The 16,937-nt window shown below is 62.5% G+C and carries 16 protein-coding genes; 14 read left to right on the plus strand and 2 right to left on the minus strand.

The window, feature by feature from the left end:
* Window positions 1–25 precede the first annotated feature (25 nt).
* Complete coding sequence (locus tag FJ954_RS05300; RefSeq protein ID WP_140660658.1) at window positions 26–445, minus strand: pilus assembly protein N-terminal domain-containing protein; 420 nt, start codon at window positions 443–445, stop codon at window positions 26–28.
* A 358-nt stretch (window positions 446–803) separates the two neighbouring features.
* Here FJ954_RS05300 and FJ954_RS05305 point away from each other — a divergent pair, with 358 nt between their 5' ends.
* The 9 genes from FJ954_RS05305 to FJ954_RS05345 all read left to right on the plus strand — a co-directional run bounded on the left by FJ954_RS05305 (window position 804) and on the right by FJ954_RS05345 (window position 9,892).
* Complete coding sequence (locus FJ954_RS05305; RefSeq protein ID WP_140614764.1) at window positions 804–980, plus strand: Flp family type IVb pilin; 177 nt, start codon at window positions 804–806, stop codon at window positions 978–980.
* Between the two features lie 188 nt (window positions 981–1,168).
* Window positions 1,169–1,687, plus strand: coding sequence for a prepilin peptidase (locus tag FJ954_RS05310; protein WP_015319334.1), 519 nt, complete (start codon window positions 1,169–1,171; stop codon window positions 1,685–1,687).
* Between the two features lie 210 nt (window positions 1,688–1,897).
* Entirely contained in the window at window positions 1,898–2,707 is an 810-nt protein-coding gene (cpaB, locus tag FJ954_RS05315) for a Flp pilus assembly protein CpaB (RefSeq protein WP_140614762.1), read from the plus strand.
* The gene (locus tag FJ954_RS05320; protein ID WP_140660659.1) at window positions 2,704–4,230 is read left to right on the plus strand and encodes a type II and III secretion system protein family protein; all 1,527 of its coding nucleotides are present in this window, start codon (window positions 2,704–2,706) and stop codon (window positions 4,228–4,230) included. The genes cpaB and FJ954_RS05320 overlap by 4 nt, the downstream gene beginning before the upstream one ends.
* A 14-nt stretch (window positions 4,231–4,244) precedes the next feature.
* Window positions 4,245–4,973, plus strand: a complete 729-nt coding sequence (locus tag FJ954_RS05325) for a CpaD family pilus assembly protein (RefSeq protein ID WP_140660660.1) — start codon at window positions 4,245–4,247, stop codon at window positions 4,971–4,973.
* Between the two features lie 31 nt (window positions 4,974–5,004).
* Window positions 5,005–6,288, plus strand: a complete 1,284-nt coding sequence (locus FJ954_RS05330) for a CpaE family protein (RefSeq protein ID WP_140660661.1) — start codon at window positions 5,005–5,007, stop codon at window positions 6,286–6,288.
* 23 nt (window positions 6,289–6,311) lie between these two features.
* The gene (locus FJ954_RS05335) at window positions 6,312–7,823 is read left to right on the plus strand and encodes a CpaF family protein (protein ID WP_140660662.1); all 1,512 of its coding nucleotides are present in this window, start codon (window positions 6,312–6,314) and stop codon (window positions 7,821–7,823) included.
* 29 nt (window positions 7,824–7,852) lie between these two features.
* On the plus strand, window positions 7,853–8,866 hold the full coding sequence (locus FJ954_RS05340; RefSeq protein ID WP_015319328.1) for a type II secretion system F family protein: 1,014 nt from the start codon (window positions 7,853–7,855) through the stop codon (window positions 8,864–8,866).
* A gap of 9 nt (window positions 8,867–8,875) precedes the next feature.
* Window positions 8,876–9,892: a type II secretion system F family protein gene (locus tag FJ954_RS05345; protein ID WP_015319327.1), complete on the plus strand. Its 1,017-nt coding sequence runs from the start codon at window positions 8,876–8,878 to the stop codon at window positions 9,890–9,892.
* A gap of 89 nt (window positions 9,893–9,981) precedes the next feature.
* Here FJ954_RS05345 and FJ954_RS05350 read toward each other — a convergent pair whose 3' ends face one another.
* Entirely contained in the window at window positions 9,982–10,812 is an 831-nt protein-coding gene (locus tag FJ954_RS05350) for a tetratricopeptide repeat protein (RefSeq protein ID WP_140615415.1), read from the minus strand.
* A gap of 126 nt (window positions 10,813–10,938) precedes the next feature.
* On the opposite strand from FJ954_RS05350, the gene FJ954_RS05355 reads away from it, so the two are divergent.
* The 5 genes from FJ954_RS05355 (at window position 10,939) to pdeM (ending at window position 16,935) form a co-directional block, all read left to right on the plus strand.
* Window positions 10,939–12,303, plus strand: coding sequence for a leucyl aminopeptidase family protein (locus FJ954_RS05355; protein WP_140660663.1), 1,365 nt, complete (start codon window positions 10,939–10,941; stop codon window positions 12,301–12,303).
* A gap of 71 nt (window positions 12,304–12,374) precedes the next feature.
* Entirely contained in the window at window positions 12,375–12,725 is a 351-nt protein-coding gene (locus FJ954_RS05360) for a MarR family winged helix-turn-helix transcriptional regulator (RefSeq protein ID WP_015319324.1), read from the plus strand.
* A 33-nt stretch (window positions 12,726–12,758) separates the two neighbouring features.
* Window positions 12,759–13,619, plus strand: a complete 861-nt coding sequence (locus FJ954_RS05365) for an NlpC/P60 family protein (protein ID WP_140660664.1) — start codon at window positions 12,759–12,761, stop codon at window positions 13,617–13,619.
* A gap of 68 nt (window positions 13,620–13,687) precedes the next feature.
* Window positions 13,688–16,222: a ligase-associated DNA damage response DEXH box helicase gene (locus FJ954_RS05370; protein ID WP_140660665.1), complete on the plus strand. Its 2,535-nt coding sequence runs from the start codon at window positions 13,688–13,690 to the stop codon at window positions 16,220–16,222.
* Complete coding sequence (gene pdeM, locus FJ954_RS05375) at window positions 16,219–16,935, plus strand: ligase-associated DNA damage response endonuclease PdeM (protein ID WP_140660666.1); 717 nt, start codon at window positions 16,219–16,221, stop codon at window positions 16,933–16,935. Before FJ954_RS05370 ends, pdeM begins: the two co-directional genes overlap by 4 nt.
* Window positions 16,936–16,937 lie beyond the last annotated feature (2 nt).

A 16,937-nucleotide genomic window follows, 5' to 3' on the forward strand; every position in this document is an offset into this window, starting at 1 on the left:
TGGGCGCTGGCACGGCCCGCATGGCTTATTTGCTGACGCTCATCTCGGCTTCGGACGATTTCTCCGCGTCGCTCTTGTAGGAGCTTTCGCAATAGGGCGTGCACGACATGGTCTGGACCTCCGCGCGCCGGTAAATGCGAACCGACGAGGCCGCCTGGCGGACCACGGTAACCTGTGCGTCGACGATCGGGCTGCCCTCTGGGTCGAGAACGACGAGATTGGTGACACCGAAACCCTTGCCGGTGAGCACGATCGTCGAGGCATCCTGGACGGAGGCGTCGGCGATTGCCGGGTTGCCCACGACGATCGTATCGGCGGGGCGCGACAATTTCACGATCTTGGCCTGGTTCATGGTGACCTCGATCCCGGCGCCGGCCCTGGCGGGCGCGGTCAAGCTGGCGGCAAGAAGCACGGCAATCAGAATTGAGGATCTCGGCACGGCCATCACGGCGCTCCACGCAAGCGGACTGTTCAACAGAACATGAACGAGATTGGTGAAGCAACGGTTAAGTTGACTTGTTGCGCCCGGATATGGCGGTCGGCATGGCCGAGCGCACCATCGGACTCGTGCAGGCGTCGCAAGCCTGCCCAAGCCCTTGCCGTTTGCGGCGTCGACCTGCAAAACAGAACATTAGCCAGCGCTTAGTGTGGAGTTAACCACGCAACATGTTCTAGCCGGGAAAGGAATCGGTAAGGCTGTTTATTAAGCCGATCGAAAGAGCTTCTCCCTAGATTTGCAGCATCCGATCAACCATCACAGAAGTTGACGGAAGTGCTGTAACACGTGGAGTAGGAGCTCTCGAATGTCTAATCTCATCGCACGTTTCGTGAAGGACGAATCCGGCGCGACCGCCATCGAATATGGTCTGATCGCCGCTCTCATCGCGCTCGCCATCATCACCGGCGCAGGCGCGCTCGGCAATGCCATCAACGCCAAGTTCACGACCATCGGTACAACGCTGAACAGCAGCGGCAGCTGATCTGCTTATTTGCTGATCACCTGGATTGCATTCTGGACAGGGGTCGCCACATTGCGGCCCCTGTTTCTCTGTGACCGGTCCAGAGTGCTGCCGACAACGACCGTCTTTTCATGCGGACCTCATCAATCGTTAATCGAACCGACCTAGATTGAGTATCCTGGAAATCCGCACAATAGGCATAAGCGCCGATGCTTGAAGCCCTGATCTTCGTCGTCTTCCCGTTCTGCATGCTGTTCGCCGCGATCTCCGACATGCTGTCGATGACGATCGCCAATCGCGTGCCGGTGCTGCTTGTCGTCGTCTTCGCGCTGGTGGCGCCGCTGACGGGCATGGACTGGGCAGCCTATGGCGGACATTTCGCCGCCGGCGCCATCGTCCTTGCCGTGACGTTCGGCCTGTTCGCCTTGGGTGGCATGGGCGGCGGCGACGCCAAACTGCTGGCCGCCACGGCCGTGTGGATGGGGCTCAACGTGCATCTCGTCGAATATCTTGTCGTCTCGACATTCATCGGCGGCCTTCTGACAATCGCCATCCTGCTTTACCGGAAGTCGACGCTGGCGGTTTTCACCGGCCGCAATCCATTCCTGCGTCATTTCGCCGAAGAGTCGGCCGGTGTTCCCTATGGGATCGCGCTCGGCCTGGGCGGACTGCTGACCTTCCCCGATTCCCCCATGATGGTATGGGCGCTGGCAAGGCTGGCGAACTGAATTCATCAATTTTTCGTCGGCTGGCATGCCTTGCAAGCCGTCTTGCGGAGCGGCGGCCCAGCATTTCCACGCATCTCGGCGCGATCCATCCAATTTATGTAAACCTTAAATTAATCACGATCGTAAGCATTGCATTAACCTTGTTTTGACGATTGCCGCTGCAAAGTCCGGCTTGGCTAGGTGGTTTGCCAAGGGCGAGGGTTCGGACAGATGCCAGCATCCCGATTGATTATTCTGAGCGTGGCGGTGGCCGCGGCGGGCGGTGCTGGCTATGTCGCAAAAAACATGGTCGCTCCGCCGCCTCAGATCGTCGTCGATTCTGGCCCCCAGGCCCCGGCGGTATCCCTGCAGGATGTGCTCGTGCTTTCGGGTGATGTCGCGATGGGCAACGCGCTCCAGAACAGCATCGCCTGGCAATCCTGGCCCGCTGACGGCATCAACGCGAATTTCATCACCAAGGCCACCGCTCCCGATGCCCTGGAGAAGCTGAAAGGGTCGATTGCCCGTGTGCCGATGTATGCGGGCGAGCCCGTGCGGCGCTCCAAGCTGATCGGCGAGGGGCAAAGCTTCATGTCGTCCATCCTGCCTTCCGGCATGCGGGCGGTCGCCACGACCATATCGGCCGACACCTCGGCCGGCGGCTTCATCCTTCCAAACGATTTCGTCGACGTCATCATGACCCGCAGGGCCGATGCCAACACTGGGGCCGGCTTCAGCACCGAGACCATCCTGAAGAATATCCGCGTCCTGGCAATCGATCAGACCATCCAGGAAGACGAGGAAGGCAAGAAGACCAGGGTAGGCCAGACCGCCACGCTGGAGCTGACACCCAAACAGGCGGAGATCATCACCGTTGCCCAGCAGATGGCGGATCGCCTGACGCTGGCGCTGCGGGCGATCACGGACACCCAGGAAAAGAATGTGGACGAGGCCGACTATCTCGTTTCCGGCAATGGTCGCAGGGGAACGGTGAGGCTGATCAAGTCGGGCGAAGTCTCCGAGGTAGGGGCAAGGAAATGAGGCTAAGCGCTAAACTGCCGGCAATCGCAGCCATGGCATTCGGCCTGCTGCTGGTCGGAGCGAATGTGCAGGGCGTCGAGGCGAAGAGCACGCAGGTGTCGGCCACGACAGCCACCCAGCGCGTCAAGCTGGGCCTCAACAAGTCGGTGGTCATAGACCTGCCGAGCGATGCCTATGACATTCTTGTCGCCAATCCCTCTGTTGCCGACGCCGTGACCCGTACCGCAAGGCGTATCTATCTCTTTGGCAAGTCGGTCGGCGAAACCAACATCTTCGTCTTTGGACCGAACGGCGAACAGATCGCCAGCCTGGATCTTGCCATCGAACGCGACGTCGCCGGCCTGGAAGACTATATCAAGCGCTTCCTTCCGACATCGACCGTGAAGGTGGAACTGCTGAACGACAACGTCATCCTGACCGGCACCGTCGACACGCCGCTGGACGCCAAACGAGCGGTCGACTTGGCGACGATCTTCGTCTCGGGCGGTGAGGCGACGACGGGCCAGTATTCGCAGACCGCCGCCGGCGGCTCGGCCCAGAGCGGTGTCGACATCAACAACCCGGACCAGGAGCGCCGTGTCTCCAAGATCGTCAATCTCTTGCAGATCATCGGTGACGACCAGGTCACGCTGAAGGTGACCGTCGCCGAAGTCAGTCGCTCCGTGATGAAGCAACTCGGTGTCAACATGCTCAGCAGCGGTAGCTCGAACGGCATCAGCTACGGGGCCTTGAGTTCGCCCAATTACGGACTTGGCAAGCCACTTTCGCAGAATTCATACTTCAGGCTCGGCGACGGCCTCGGCAATGGAATTCAGGCCTACGTCAACGCGATGGAGCAAAGCGGCGTCATGAAGACGCTTGCCGAACCGACCCTCACGGCGGTTTCTGGCGAGAAGGCGACGTTCAAGGTCGGTGGGGAATTCAATCTCATCACCGGACGCACCAACAATGTTTCGAGCGACAACCAGACCGGCCAAGTTACGTACACCAATGACAAGCTCGAATATGGCATTGGGCTTGAGTTCCAGCCCGTAGTGCTGTCGGCCGGGCGCATCAGCCTGAAGGTCAGGACCTCCGTATCGGAGCCGACCGCGGAAGGTGCCACTACGCTCGAAGGGGCAGGCGCCTTGCCTGGAATGACCATACTGTCGATTCGCAAACGCCTGGCAGACACCACCGTTGAGCTACCCTCCGGCGGCTCCATGATGATCGCCGGCCTGGTGCGCGACGATGTCCGTCAGGCAGTCTCCGGTCTGCCAGGTCTCGCCAAGATTCCCGTGCTCGGCACACTCTTCCGCAGCAAGGACTTCGTCCGCAACGAAAGCGAGCTCGTCATCATCATCACGCCCTACCTGGCGCGGCCAGTGGCACGCAATGATCTCGCCAAGCCGGACGACAATTTCAACCCTCCGAGCGATGGCGCCGGGATGTTCCTTGGGCGTGTCAATCGCGTCTACGGCACCATGCAGACCGACAGGCCCAACGGTCGCTATCACGGCGTCGTCGGCTTTATCTACAAGTGAACGGGAAAGCGGACATGTCTCAGTCAGCATTGAAGGCAAGGATCTCTGCGATGCGCTCCGGCCGTTCTTGGACAGGCCTGCGGGTCCTTCCGATCCTCGCGGCAGCGTTGACGGCTCTCCTGGCCGGTTGCGCCCACCGCGACAGCGTTACCGTCGGCGCCATCCCCGACGACTATCGCACCAATCATCCGATCGTCATCGCGGAGAAGAACCAGAAGATCGATCTTCCCGTCGGCGCCGGCGACCGTGGCATGACCGGCTCGCAGCGCGACACGCTTCTGGGTTTCCTCGACGGCTATGATAAGTCTGCCGCTCCGACATTGACGATCCAGGTTCCAAGCGGATCGGCCAACGAAGTCGCCGCGACGGCGGCTGGCCGCGATTTCGCCCGGCTCGCGGTCGCCGCCGGTATCAAGCGCGACCGGATCGTTGTGGTCTCCTATCAGGCTGGATCGAGCGAGGCCTCAGCCCCGGTTCGCGTTTCCTATATCGCGGTGAGGGCACAGACCGACAAATGCGGGCGTTGGCCCGATGACCTGGTGGACACCTCGGAAAACAAGCACTACGCCGATTTCGGCTGCTCCTATCAGAACAATCTTGCCGCTCAGATGGCCAATCCAAATGATCTTCTCGGGCCGCGCAAGCAGACCACCATCGATGCGGAACGGCGTGGTCAGGTCATCGATGACTATCGGAAAGTTCCGTTGGCAGTGCCTCCGGTCAACCAAGAAGTCGATTACTGATTATGATTGCAAAGTCTAGGGGCAACCAACCATGAGCAGCCTTGCCTATGACGCCACCGTCGAGGGCGGCGATACCTCGCCGCAGGACGTCGCCGCGATGCAGGCGTTGCGGCCGGTTCCGCGCATTTCGATCCAGGCATTCTGCGAGACCGAGGGCGTTGCCAATCCGGTCCAGCGCGCCGGGGAGGACCGTCGCATGACCAAGGCGCATCTCAAGGTCCATATGGGCGGCGTCGCCACCGCAATCGAATTCTACCAGTCGGCGCCGACACCGAACCTGATCCTGCTGGAATCGCGCAGCGAACCCAAGCAATTGCTGGAGCAGCTCGCCCAGCTTTCGGAATACTGCGATCCATCCTCGAAAGTGGTGGTGATCGGTCACTACAATGATGTCGGTCTTTATCGCGAACTCATCCGTTCCGGCATCTCCGAGTATGTCATCGCGCCGGTGTCGATGGCCGACATCGTCAGCGTCGTGTCGTCGATCTTCGTCGATCCGGATGCCGAACCGCTCGGCCGCACCGTCGCCTTCGTCGGCGCCAAGGGCGGCGTCGGCTCTTCCACGATCGCCCACAACGTCGCCTGGGCAATGTCCTCCCTGTTCAAATCCGAGGTCGTTGTCGCCGACCTCGATCTCGCCTTCGGCACCGCCAACATCAATTTCGACCAGGATCCGGCCCAGGGCATCGCCGAGGCGGTGTTCTCGCCCGAGCGCATAGACGAAGTCTATCTCGACCGGCTGTTGACCCAATGCGCCGAGCACCTGTCGCTGCTTGCGGCGCCCTCGACGCTGGAACGCGTCTACGACTTCGATCCCGATGCCTTCGCGCAACTTGTCGATACCGCGCAGCGCAGCGTGCCGCTGCTTGTGCTCGATGTTCCTCATGTCTGGACGGGATGGGCCAAGAACACGCTGGTCAAGGCTGACGAGATCGTCATCACGGCGACTCCGGAACTGGCCAATCTGCGCAACACCAAGAACCTGGTCGACATGTTGAAGCGGCTTCGTCCGAACGACCCGCCGCCGAAATTGATCATCAACCAGGCCGGCGTGCCCAAGCGGCCCGAGATCTCGGCATCCGATTTCGCCGAACCGCTCGGCCTGACACCAATGTCGGTCATCGGCTTTGATCCCCTGCTGTTCGGCAATGCCGCAAACAACGGGCGCATGCTGGGCGAGATGGATGCCAAGAATCCGGTTGTGGCCACGATCAACGAGATTGCCCATGTGCTGACGGGCCGCAGCGAAATCCGGGCGAAGAAGAAAGCTGGCCTGGGCAGTCTGCTCGGCAAGCTCTCGCGCAACAAGAAGTGACGCAATGGGGTCGGTAGTCGGTCATGTTCGGTAAAAGAGGCAACGACGACGGCAACCGGTTCACGCCGGAATTCCGCCAGCCGGCACCGGCACCGGCTACGATTGCGCCGGCCGCCGCGGGTCCGGCCGACACCGCGGTGCTTGCCCGGCCCGCGGCCACGCCTCAGCCGAGCGCACCTGTCGCGCCGCCGGCCAGGCGCGCGGTCGAAGCGCCACCCATGGCGCCGGAACCGAGGAGGGGCCGCGAAAAGAGCGAAACCTACTATGACACCAAGAGCCAGGTGTTCTCGGCTCTCATCGATACGATCGACCTGTCGCAGCTCGCCAAGCTCGATCCCGAAAGCGCGCGCGAGGAAATCCGCGACATCGTCAACGACATCATCGCGATCAAGAACTTCGCGATGTCGATCGCCGAGCAGGAAGAACTGCTCGAGGACATCTGCAATGACGTGCTTGGCTATGGGCCGCTCGAGCCGTTGCTGGCGCGCGACGACATCGCCGACATCATGGTCAACGGGTCCAAGAACGTCTACATCGAAGTGAACGGTAAGGTCGAGCAGACCGGCATTCGGTTTCGCGATAACCAGCAGCTTCTCAACATCTGCCAGCGCATCGTCAGCCAGGTCGGCCGCCGCGTCGACGAATCCAGCCCGATCTGCGACGCTCGTCTTCCCGACGGGTCGCGCGTCAACGTCATTGCGCCGCCGCTGGCTATCGATGGCACCGCGCTCACCATCCGCAAATTCAAGAAGGACAAGCTGACGCTCGATCAGCTGGTCAAGTTCGGCGCCATCTCTCCGCAAGGGGCAGAAGTTCTCAAGATCATCGGCCGTGTCCGCTGCAACATCGTCATCTCGGGCGGCACCGGCTCCGGCAAGACGACATTGCTCAACTGCCTGACCAACTACATCGACCGCGACGAGCGCGTCATCACCTGTGAGGACTCGGCCGAACTGCAGCTGCAGCAGCCGCATGTCGTGCGCCTGGAAACGCGTCCGCCCAATCTCGAGGGCGAGGGCGAGGTGACGATGCGCGACCTGGTCAAGAATTGCCTGCGCATGCGGCCTGAACGCATCATCGTCGGCGAAGTGCGCGGACCCGAGGTCTTCGACCTTCTTCAGGCGATGAACACGGGCCATGACGGCTCGATGGGCACGATCCACTCCAACAGCCCGCGCGAATGCCTGAACCGTATCGAATCCATGATCGCCATGGGCGGCTATTCGCTGCCGCAGAAAACCGTGCGCGAAATCGTCGTCGGCTCCATCGACGTCATCATCCAGGCGGCACGCCTGCGCGATGGATCGCGCCGCATCACCCATATCACCGAAGTGATCGGGATGGAGGGCGACGTCGTCATCACCCAGGATATCGTCCTCTACAACATCAAGGGCGAGGACGCCAACGGCAGGCTGCTGGGAGAACACGTCTCGACCGGCATCGGCCGCCCGCATTTCTGGGAACGCGCGCGCTACTACGGCGAAGAGCAGCGCCTCGCAATAGCGCTCGAGGCCATGGAGAAACGTGCTGACTGACGCACTCACAGGCGTGAAGGTTCTGGTCGATGTTTGGAATTGACGGCACCGTACTGGCGTTTGTCGTACTCGCCGGCTTCAGCGCCGGCGCGGTCGCCTATGTATTTCTGTTCAACCAGATCAGCAACGAGAAACAGGCCGGCAGGCGGCTGGAAACGATCAAGGCCGCCGAGACGGACCGTTCCGTCGTCAAGGCCACCCGCGACCGGGCGGCCGACGCCGCCAAGCGCCGCAAATCGGTGCAGGATTCACTGAAGGATCTGGACGAAAAGCAGAAATCCAAGGACATCGCCGTCAAGAAGCCGCCGCTGAAAGCGCAGCTTCGCCAGGCTGGGATGAAGGTGTCGATCGAACGTTTCTATATTTATTCGGCCATCTGCGGTCTCGCGCTGACGGTGGTCGCGTTCGTGGCCGGTGCGCCGATGATTGTCTTGCCCGGTGTGCTGCTCGCCGGAGCGCTTGGCCTGCCGCGTTGGTTCGTTTCTTTTCGTCGTAGCCGGCGCGTCAAGTCATTCCTCAACGAATTTCCAAACGCGCTCGACGTCATCGTGCGGGCGGTCAAGTCCGGCCTGCCGCTGAACGATGCCATACGCCTGATCGCCAACGAATCCCCTGAACCGGTCAAGACCGAGTTTCGCCGCATCGTCGATTCGCAGCAGATGGGCCTGTCGATCCCCGACGCCACCTTGCGCATGCCCGAAACCATGCCATGCACCGAGGCGAGCTTCTTCGGCATCGTCATCCAGATCCAGTCGCAAGCCGGTGGCAATCTCTCCGAAGCGCTAGGCAATCTTTCGCGCGTCTTGCGCGACCGCAAGAAGATGAAGGCCAAGGTCGCGGCCCTGTCGATGGAGGCGAAAGCATCCGCCGCCATCATCGGCGCCTTGCCTTTCATCGTTGCCTTTCTCGTCTATCTCTCCAGTCCCAACTACCTGATGCCGCTGTTCACGACCAGCGTCGGCCATCTGATCCTCGGTGTTTCCGGCATCTGGATGTCGATCGGCATCTTCGTGATGCGCAAGATGATGAATTTCGAAGTCTAGGGCCGTGGCATGACCGAACAAGTCATCAAATCACTGACGGATCCCAGCCTCCTGATTGCGATGCTGGTCGCTGTCGCCGTGTTCGCAACCGTTTTTACGCTGCTGCCGGCCCTTGGCGGAAACCAGCTCAAGGCGCGCATGAAGTCGGTCGCGCTGGAGCGTGACGAGCTTCGCGCCAAGCAGCGCGCGCGGCTTGCGAACGAGGCCGATCGCCGCCGCAAGGGCCTGCGCGAGCAGCAGTCGGTCGGTATGCGCAACATTGTCGACCGGCTCGATCTGCGCCGTGCGTTGGCCGACGAGTCCACCTTGCAAAAGCTGAAGGTCGCCGGCTTTCGCGGGCAAAATCCGCTAACGCGATTTCTGTTCTTCCGTCTGGTGCTTCCTTTTGTCGGTTTCGCGCTGGGTCTGTTCTATATTTTCGTGCTGGGAGGGTTGCCCGACAAGCCATTGGTGATCCGGCTTTTCGTCTGCATCCTCGTTGCCTATGGCGGCTTCTATGCGCCGGTCCTCTACGTCAACAACCGCGCGACCAAGCGCAAGCAGTCGATCCAGCTGGCGTGGCCGGATGCGCTCGACCTGATGCTGATCTGCGTGGAATCCGGCATGTCGGTGGAAGCCGGCCTGCGCAAAGTCGCCGACGAGATCGGCGCGCAATCGGTGGCCCTGGCGGAAGAATTCATCCTGACCAACGCCGAGCTCTCATACCTGCAGGAACGTAAGCAGGCTTACGAGAATCTTGCGAGCCGTACCGGCTTGGAATCGGTCAGGTCCGTGTCACAGGCGCTCGTCCAGGCCGAGCGCTACGGCACGCCAGTGGCGCTCGCACTGCGTGTGCTTGCCGCGGAAAGCCGCGACATGCGCATGAACGCGGCCGAGAAGAAGGCCGCCGCGCTGCCGCCCAAGCTCACCGTGCCGATGATCCTGTTCTTCCTGCCGGTGCTGTTCGCCATCATCCTGGGTCCTGCCGGCATCCAGGTCAGCCAGCGCGGCATCTTCGGCCAGTCGCAAAGCAACGGCACCCAGTAGGCGAATCCGCACAATCCAAAGCGAAAGAGCCGCGCGGAAAATGCCACGCGGCTCTTTCGTTTGGCGCGATCGGGCGCCGCGCGCGACGATCAGTTGGTGGCGGTTTTCGCCGTTTTCGCCTTGTCCTGATCCTTGAGCTGGCTCCAGGCGTTCTGCTGGGCCAGCATCTGCCGGAGATAGGCGACGTTGGCCTGCGCCTGTTCGGGGGAAAGTTCTTGCGAGGCGATCTTCTCGGCTTCGTCGAAGCGACCTTGCAGCCCGACAACGAGCGCCAGGTTCTGACGCACCCGGCTGTCGGCATTCGGCTGCTGGGCGGCAGAGCGCATATAGGTCTCGGCGGTGCGCAAATCCCCTTCCAGCACATAGGACATGCCGAGATTGGAAAGGATCGATGGCTCGTTCGGCTTGAGTTCAAGCGCCTTGCGGTAGAGTTGGCGCGCTTCGTTCTTCTGGCCGACCTGATCGAGGATGGCCGCCTCCGCCGACACCAGCCTCCAGTCGGGGTATTCCGGCGTTTGTGCGCGGCGCACGGCGTCGAGCGCTGCCTCGAGCTGGCCATTGGCGGCCAATGCCTTGCCATAGGCGGCGAGAACTTCGCGGTCCTTGGGGTAGGCGATCGCCAGCTTGCGCATCACGGCAAGCGACTGGTCGGCATCGCCGTCCATCTGCAGCGCCGCCGCGAAGTTGGTCGCTATCCGCTTGTCGTTGGGGTTCCTCGCGTAGGATTGGCCAAGTGCGGCCGTGGCGTTGTGCAATTCTCCCGCCGACATCGTTTCCAGCGGCTTGCCGCTGGTGCGTCCGATCGAGCCTGTGGTGAGTTTGTCGGTCGCGCAACCGGCAACGCCCGCCGCGAGCGCTAGCATGAATGCCGTGGTAATGAGCCGTTTTCCCCGGATGTCTATCGTGCGGTTGGTCGGCATCGGCACCTGGGCCTCCATTCATGCGTGGCCATTGCGTGACCATCTTCCCTCCAGCAGAAATATTCTGTTAACCCTAACGGAGGGTTAAGACGCGCCGACTCGCAAACTCGGCAGGAGAAACATCTGATGTCCGTTGAACTGGTCGAGAGCAAGCCGAAGAACCCGCTGCCAATCCATCTGGTCGCCAGGGATGGGCTGGAGGCAGCCGGTCTGTCGCCGTCTATTGTCGCATGGGCCAAGGCAAACGGCTTTTCCGGCGAGGCTGGCAGGACGCTGGTCCTGCCAGGCGAGAACGGAGCGCTTGGCGGCGCCATGTTCGGCCTCGGTGAGGGCGAGGGCGCGCTTGCCGTCGGTGCGCTGGCGAAAACCTTGCCGGAGGGCGATTGGCATTTTGCCTCCATGCCCGCGGAGCCGGAATTGGCGGCTCTTGCAATCGTGCTCGGCGGTTATGTCTTTGCCCGCTACGGCAAGAAACCGGGCAAGGCGCTGCGCTTCGAGCTGCCGGCCGGTGTCGATGCGCAGCGCGTTCGCCGCGTCGTCGATGGTGTTTTCCTGACGCGCGACCTGGTCAACACACCGACCAACGATATGGGACCGGACGATCTGGAGAAGGCGGTGCGGATCCTGGCTGGGGCTCACAAGGCCGAAGTCTCGGTCATCAAGGGCGACGACCTGCTCGCACAGAACTTCCCGATGATCCATGCCGTCGGCCGCGCTTCGTCCGATGCCCCGCGTCTGATCGACATGACCTGGGGGCGGCAGGGCGCGCCGAAGGTGACGCTGGTCGGCAAGGGCGTCTGCTTCGACACGGGCGGGCTCGACATCAAGCCGTCATCGGGCATGCTGTTGATGAAGAAGGACATGGGTGGCGCCGCCAATGTGCTGGGCCTGGCCTCGATGATCATGGCCGCCGGGCTCAATGTGCGGCTGCGCGTGCTGATCCCCGCGGTCGAGAATTCGATCGCCAGCAACGCTTTCCGCCCGGGAGACGTGCTGGCGAGCCGCAAGGGCATCACGGTCGAGATCGGCAACACGGACGCCGAGGGTAGGCTGGTGCTGGGGGACGCGCTGGCGCTGGCCGACGACGAGGAGCCGCAGCTTCTCATCGACATGGCGACGCTGACCGGCGCCGCCCGCGTTGCGCTTGGCCCCGACCTGCCGCCCTTCTACACCGATAACGAGGCGCTTGCCTCGGAGCTGGCGGCGGCGTCGCTGGCGGTCGAGGATCCGCTGTGGCGCATGCCGCTATGGCGGCCTTACGACGCGAAACTGTCGTCGAAGATAGCCGACATCAACAATGTCACATCAGATGGTTTCGCCGGTTCGATCACCGCGGCGCTGTTCCTCAAGCGCTTCGTCGAGAAGACGGCAAGCTGGGCGCATTTCGACATCTTCGCCTGGAACCCCGCCGATCGCCCGCATGGCCCGGCCGGCGGTGAGGCGCAGGGCATCCGGGCGCTGGAGCGGATCATCTCGACGCGCTATGGCTGATTGCCGCAAGCAGAGTCGGCGATTTCGAGAACTGAAACGGAACCGAAACAATTTGCCGTCATGCTGGCGCGATGTCGATTGCGATGCGCCCGAGCCAGGCCCTGCGACTGTGGCAGCAAGTGATGCTGTCGCAGGTGCGCGAGGACGCGCCTGATCTCACCATGCGCCAGACGGCGATCCTGTTCACCATCTACCTCGATCCGCCGCCGCACACCGTGCGCGGGCTCGCCGCCCGCCTCAACGTCACCAAGCCGGTTATCACGCGCGCGCTCGACACGATGGGCGCGCTGAAACTGGTGTCGCGCCATCGCGACGAGCTCGACAAGCGCAACGTCCTGATCAAGCGCACCGTCGAAGGCGCGCTCTTTGTCGAGCGTTTCGGAGATGGTATCATCGCCAAGGCCCACGAACTGCCGATCTGACAAGTGCTCTGTCTAACTAACTGGATTGCCGATTTGACCGCCCACGACGCCCGCCTGCACGCTTTCCGCTCCGACCTTGCCGATTCGCGCCTGATAGGCGAGGTCACGGCGGAGCGTTTCGTCGCCGGCCGGCCGGCGCGGATTTCCGCATCCGTTGCCGAAGTGCGCAAGGCGCCACGCCCGGATGCCGGCATCAACACGCAGTTCCTGTTCGGCGACGATGTCCTCGTCTTCGAGCAAACCGAAGGCTGGGCCTGGGTCCAGGGCGAACGCGATGGCTATGTCGGCTATGTCGCCGATGCCATGCTGGGCGGGCGCGACCATGCGTCCACTCATATCGTTTCGGTGCCACGCACGTTTCTCTATCCCGGTCCGGACCTGCGCTTTCCGATTGCCGGGCAATTGTCCATGGGATCGACCGTAGCCGTTACGGGTGCCGCTGAAACACGGGGCACGCACTATGCGCTGCTGCCCTCCGGTAAAGCCGTGATCGCTGGCCATCTGCAGCCAATCGGCGAAGTGGCCGGCGACTATGTGTCTGTGGCCGAGACATTTCTCGGCACGCCCTATCTATGGGGCGGTGTTTCCGGCTTCGGCATCGACTGCTCCGGCCTGGTGCAACTGCCCATGCGCATGGCGGGCAGGAATGTGCTGCGCGATTCCGACATGCAGGCCGCCTCGATCGGCGAGCCGCTCGATGCGGGCCCTGATTTTTCGGGGCTGCGACGTGGTGACCTGGTGTTCTGGAAAGGGCATGTCGCCATCATGACCGACGCCGAAACCATGATCCACGCCAACGGCCACACCATGCTTGTGTCGCGCGAAGGGCTGAAGGAAGCAATCGCCCGCATCGGCTATCTCTATGGCGGGCCTACAGGGTTCCGGCGCCCGTAACGCTTTTTCGATCCCCTTTTGTTCCGAATCTGCTTGGCGATTGACTGTCGCCGCGCTACCTCTGGCGCGTGACAGTTGAGCCCCGCCTCGCCGACCAGAATGCCGCAGTCGTCTTGCCCGAGCCATTCCTAAAATGGTTCGGCGAGAAAGGCTGGTCGCCGCGCGCTCATCAGATCGAGCTCCTGGCGAAGGCCCAGGCGGGGCAATCGGTGCTGCTGATCGCACCGACCGGCGCTGGCAAGACGCTGGCCGGCTTCCTGCCGTCGCTGACCGAACTGGCCGTCAGGCCAAGGCGAAAACCAGGCCAGGCGCGGCGCGGGATTCACACGCTGTACATCTCGCCGCTTAAGGCACTGGCCGTCGACATCGAGCGCAATCTCGGGAAGCCGGTCGAGGAGATCGGCCTGCCCGTCACCATCGAAACGCGCACCGGCGACACCCCCGCCCACAAGCGCCAGCGCCAGAAGCTGGTGCCGCCGGACATTCTTTTGACGACGCCCGAGCAGCTTGCGCTGCTGATCGCGGCTTCCGACGCCAGGCGTTTCTTCGAGGATCTGCGCTATGTCGTGCTCGACGAATTGCATTCGCTGGTGACGTCGAAACGCGGCCATCTTTTGGCGCTCGGCCTCGCGCGGTTGCGCAGCTTTGTCCCAAGCCTGCAGACGATCGGCCTGTCGGCGACGGTGGCCGAGCCGGACGAATTGCGGCGCTGGCTGGTCAGCCAGAACCCACCGGGTGACATGGCGGAATTGATCACTGTGACGGGTGGTGCCAAGCCCGAAATCTCGATCCTCGATTCCGAGGAGCGCGTGCCGTGGGCAGGGCACTCGGCGCGCTACGCCACGCCGGAAATCTACCGCGAGATCAAGCGCCACAAGACGACCTTGCTTTTCGTCAACACACGCAGCCAGGCGGAGCTGCTGTTCCAGGAGTTGTGGCGCGTCAACGAGGACACCTTGCCGATCGCCTTGCATCATGGCTCGCTCGACGTCGCCCAGCGCCGGCGCGTCGAGAAGGCAATGGGCGAGAACGCGCTACGCGCCATCGTCGCCACGTCGACGCTCGATCTCGGCATCGACTGGGGCGATGTCGATCTGGTCGTGCATGTCGGTGCTCCGAAGGGCGCCAGCCGGTTGGCACAGCGCATCGGCCGTGCCAATCACCGCATGGATGAGCCGTCCAAGGCGATTTTGATCCCCGCCAACCGTTTCGAGGTGCTGGAGTGCCGGGCCGCACTCGACGCCAATTATCTCGGCGCGCAGGATACGCCGCCACTGGTCAATGGCGGGCTCGACGTGCTGGCCCAGCATGTGCTCGGCTGCGCCTGCGGCGCACCGTTCCGCGCCGATGACCTATACGAGGAGGTACGAACGGCGGCACCCTATGCCGGCCTCGATCGGCCGACCTTCGACCGTGTCATCGATTTCGTAGCCACCGGTGGCTATGCACTGAAGAACTATGAGCGCTATGCCCGCATCCGCCTTAACAAGGACGGGCTGTGGCGCGTCTCCAATCTGCGCGTCGCCCAGCAATATAGGCTCAATGTCGGCACCATCATCGAGGTGCCCGCCCTCAACGTGCGTTACGTCAAGGCCGGCAGCAAAGGGGCGGCGTCGCACGGTGGCCGCGTGCTCGGCAAGATCGAGGAGGCCTTCCTCGAAACGTTGACGCATGGCGATACTTTCATGTTCGCCGGCAAGGTGCTGCGTTTCGAGGGCATCCGCGAGAATGAGTGCTTCGTGTCGAACGCGCCCGGCAGCGACGCCAAGGTGCCATATTATGGCGGCGGCAAGTTCCCGCTCTCGACCTACCTCGCAGAGCAGGTCCGCATCATGCTGGACGATCCGCAGCGCTGGAAGAAGCTGCCGGAGCAGGTGGCCGACTGGCTGCGGTTCCAGTCGGACAAATCCATGCTGCCCAAGCGCGACGATTTGCTGATCGAAACCTTTCCGCGTGGCAATCGCCATTATCTGGTCGCCTATCCCTTTGAGGGCAGGCTGGCGCACCAGACGCTTGGCATGTTGCTCACCCGTCGCCTCGACAGGGCGGGCGTCAGGCCGCTCGGCTTTGTCGCCACTGATTATGCCTTGGCCATATGGTCGCTGGGCGACATGGGCGCGATGTTCAAAGCCAGGAAACCTTCACTGAGCGCGCTGTTCGACCAGGACATGCTGGGCGACGATCTCGAAGCCTGGCTGGCCGACAGCTGGCTTCTCAAGCGCACTTTCCGCAATTGCGCGCTGATCTCGGGCCTGATCGAAAAACGTCACCCCGGCCAAGAGAAGAGCGGCCGGCAGGTCACCGTGTCGACCGACCTGATCTACGATGTGCTGCGCAGCCATGAGCCGGACCACATCCTGCTTCAGGCGACGCGTGCCGATGCGGCGACCGGCCTGCTCGATGTCAGCAGACTTGCGGACATGCTCTCGCGCATCCAGGGTCGAATCATGCATAAGGCGCTCGAACAGATATCGCCGCTTGCCGTGCCGATCATGCTCGAGATCGGCAAGATGCCGGTGAACGGCGAGGCCGATGAAACGCTGCTTATGGATGCGGCGACACTGGTCGAAGAGGCCATGGGGCCCGGGATGGTTGATGAATGAATTTCTCGCTGGCGCGCGCATCGCTGATCGCCGAGGCCGATCTCGTCGGCATCGCGGACGAGCGCGCGGTCTGCGATCCGCGCGGCGTGCTGTATTTCCCCGAGCTCAAGCTGCTGACGGTATCGGACCTGCATCTGGAGAAGGGGTCGTCCCTGGCAAGGCGCGGCACGCTCATCCCGCCCTATGATACTGGCGCGACCCTGCTCAGGCTGCAGGCGGTCATATCGGACTACCAGCCGTCGATCGTCATCAGCCTGGGGGACTCCTTCCACGATGGCGGCGGCGCCGCGCGCATGCATTCGAGCTTTCGCGAACGGCTGGAAGCGCAGATGGCAGGCCGTGACTGGTTCTGGGTCGCCGGCAATCACGACCCCGAAGCGCCGGCGGATCTGCCTGGCGAGACCGTGCGGGAACTGGCCATAGGCTCGCTGCTGTTCCGGCATGAGCCATCGAAGGTGAGGGTAGAGGGGGAAATATCGGGCCACCTCCATCCCTGCGCCCGCATCGTGCAACAAGGCCGCTCGGTGCGCAGGCGCTGCTTTGCCGGCGATGGCGGCCGCATGATCATGCCGGCCTTCGGCGCCTATACCGGTTCGCTCAACGTGCTCGACCGCGCCTATGCCGGGCTGTTTCGCCTGGAGTCGCTGATGGCCTACATGCTCGGCACCGAGCGCATCTTCGCCATCTCGCACTCGATGCTGCGGCCAGGCTGAGA

Source organism: Mesorhizobium sp. B2-3-15 (assembly GCF_006442875.1).
In the GTDB taxonomy this organism is placed as follows: Bacteria; Pseudomonadota; Alphaproteobacteria; order Rhizobiales; family Rhizobiaceae; genus Mesorhizobium; species Mesorhizobium australicum.